This window comes from Bradyrhizobium sp. HKCCYLRH1034 (assembly GCF_051168375.1).
GTDB lineage: Bacteria > Pseudomonadota > Alphaproteobacteria > Rhizobiales > Xanthobacteraceae > Bradyrhizobium.
In genome coordinates this window covers 189329-192114 of the sequence record NZ_JBNPUW010000010.1, presented here as the reverse complement: position 1 = coordinate 192114, position 2786 = coordinate 189329, and the positions used below count along the sequence as shown (strand labels likewise).

Sequence of the window (2786 nt, the reverse complement as noted above, 5' to 3'; positions counted from 1 at the left end):
GGTGACCATGGGCCTTCATCCTGATATCGCGGCACTGCTCGAGATGATCCAGCTCGGAACGGAATCGGGCGCGCGCATTCCGTTTCCGCAACTGACGCCAGCGCAGGCGCGTGCCGATTTCGACGCCTCCTCGCCGCTGCTGGATGTCGATCCGCCGCCGCTCGCCTTCGAGAGGCAGCTTGCGCTGCCGATGCGCGACGCGACGGAGATTGCCGGGCGCCTCTATGCAGCGCGGCCGTTGGACGTCGCCGATCCGATGCCCGTGCTGCTCTACATGCATGGCGGCGGCTTCGTCGTCGGCAGCCTCGACTCGCACCAGCCGTTGTGCCGGGGCCTTGCCGATGACAGCGGCGCGGCAGTGCTGTCGATCGCCTACCGGCTGGCGCCGGAGCACCGCTTTCCGACGGCATTCGAGGACTGCGTCGATGCCCTCGCCTGGATCGGGCGCGAGGGGCCTGCACTTGGCCTCGACCCGCGGCGGGTCGCGATCGGCGGCGACAGTGCGGGGGGCACGCTGGCCGCGGCGCTGGCGATCGCCGCGCGCGACGACCGGGCCTTACCGCAGCCTGTCCTTCAGGTCCTCGCCTATCCCGGGCTCAGCCCGCAGCAGGTCTCGGACTCCTACGAGAAATATGGTTCGGGTTATCTGCTTGAGCGCGAGACCGTGGACTGGTTCTTCGACCACTATCTCCGCCATGACGCCGATCGCCACGACTGGCGATTTGCGCCGCTGGCCGCGTCCGATCTCACGCGCGTCGCGCCCGCGCTGATCGTGCTCCCCGAGTTCGATCCGCTGGCGGACGAGGGAAGGGCCTATGCCGCACGCTTGCGCGCGGCCGGCGCCGCCGTGGATCTGAAGGTCTATCCCGGCATGATCCACGAGTTCCTGCGCATGGGCAACGTGGTTCCGGACGCTTTGCACGCCCGCGCCGACATCGGCGCCAAGCTCGCCGCTGTCTTCGCCACGCGAATGGGAGCCGGCAATCCATGATGACGCCATCCAATCCAGGCGTTGCCAGCGTCGGAAGCCTGCTGCGGCCCTATTGGCTGCTGCTCGCCGCAGCCATTCTGCTCGGTCTCCTCGGCGGCGCCAGCGTTGCGGGCCTGCTCGCCGTGGTGAACCGCGGCCTCTACGCAGGGGCAGGCGACGTCGGTGGCCTCGTCGCCTCGTTCGCGGGTCTCTGCATTCTGATCGTGATCGGGTCGGTCGGCTCTGACATCAGCGCGAATGTCGTCGGCCAGCGGATCGTGGCCTCGTTGCGCAAGTCGCTGGCCGCCAAGATACTGATGGCGCCGATCGACCAGCTCGAATCCTATCGGTCGCACCGCCTCATCCCGGTCTTGACCAAGGATGTCGACGCCATCAGCGATTTCGCGTTCTTCTTTCCGGCCTTCCTGGTGTCGGGCGTCATCGTCGCCGGCTGCCTGATCTACTTGGCGGTGCTATCGTGGCCGCTGTTCCTGGTCACGGCAGCCTTGATCGCGCTCGGGTCGTTCGTCCATTATCTCGCCCGCAAGCGCGGAATGATGGGCTTCACTCTCGCGCGCCAATACGAAGACGACCTGCAGAAGCATTACCGCGCGATCTCCGAAGGCGCCAAGGAGTTGCGCCTGCATCGCCCGCGCCGGCACCACGTCCATGTCGATCTGATCGGGCGGACGGTCGACCGGATCGGCAACGTGCAGATCAAGGCCATCAATCTGCTCGTGACGGCGCGTGCGCTCGGGACGGTTCTCCTGTTCCTGGTGATCGGGACCGCTCTGGTGCTGCGTCCACTGCTGTGGCCCGACAGCCCGGCCTCGGTGTCCAGCGGCTTCGTTCTGGTGCTGCTGTTCATGCGCGGACCGATCGACCAGTTGATCGGCATGCTGCCGTCGCTCGGCCGCGCGCAGGTCGCGATGCGCCGGATCGCCGAGCTGTCGGACCGTTTCACCGCCGCAGAGGCGGAACTGCTCGATGATCCGCAGGATGGAACCGCCGACCAGATCGAATCGATCGAACTGCGCGGCGTCTCCTACGCCTTCCCCGCGCTGTCGTCCGAGCGCCCCTTCACCATCGGACCGATCGACCTTCGCATTCGCCGCGGCGAGATCGTCTTCATCGTCGGTGAAAACGGCAGCGGCAAGACGACGCTGATCAAGCTGCTGCTCGGACTCTATGTGCCCGACCGCGGCGTGCTGCTGCGCGACGGCAGCCCGGTCGTCAACGAGACCCGCGACGATTATCGGCAGCTCTTCACCACAATATTCTCGGACTATTTCCTGTTCGACACCTTGGCGCAGCAGAGCAGTCAGCGGCCGGAGCTCGCGCAGCGCTATCTCGACCGTCTCGAGCTCGCCCACAAGGTCTCGATCGATGGCGGCGCATTCTCCACCACCGACCTGTCGACGGGCCAGCGCAAGCGGCTCGCCCTGATCAATGCCTGGATCGAGGGACGGCCGGTGCTGGTGTTCGACGAATGGGCGGCCGATCAGGACCCGGCGTTCCGTCAAATCTTCTACACCGAGCTGCTCGCCGACCTAAAACGTCTGGGCAAGACGATCATCGTGATCTCACACGACGATCGCTACTTCCAGTGCGCCGATCGGATCGTTCGCCTGCGCGACGGTCGGATTGACGCCAGCGACGCCGCTGAACGCCGCGAGCCGGCACAAAGGCAACGCACGCTCACGACCGTTATGCAGGAGCCCGCTCCGTCGCTTGGAGCATCGAATCCGTGAGCCGCATCTTTGTAGTTAATCTAAAGACAGCGCTACAGACTTTGTTGTCTTCTTCGTGCCGGCCG

Annotated in this window: 2 protein-coding genes; both read left to right on the top strand. The window is 65.8% G+C overall.

Annotated elements, in window-relative coordinates; translation table 11 throughout:
- Positions 1–7: 7 nt before the first annotated feature.
- A complete protein-coding gene (locus ACQR0W_RS23885; protein ID WP_316164880.1) occupies positions 8–991 on the top strand; it encodes an alpha/beta hydrolase in 984 nt (327 codons plus the stop codon).
- Positions 988–2721, top strand: a complete 1734-nt coding sequence (locus ACQR0W_RS23880) for a cyclic peptide export ABC transporter (protein ID WP_316187156.1) — start codon at positions 988–990, stop codon at positions 2719–2721. The genes ACQR0W_RS23885 and ACQR0W_RS23880 overlap by 4 nt, the downstream gene beginning before the upstream one ends.
- The last annotated feature ends 65 nt before the right edge of the window (positions 2722–2786 follow it).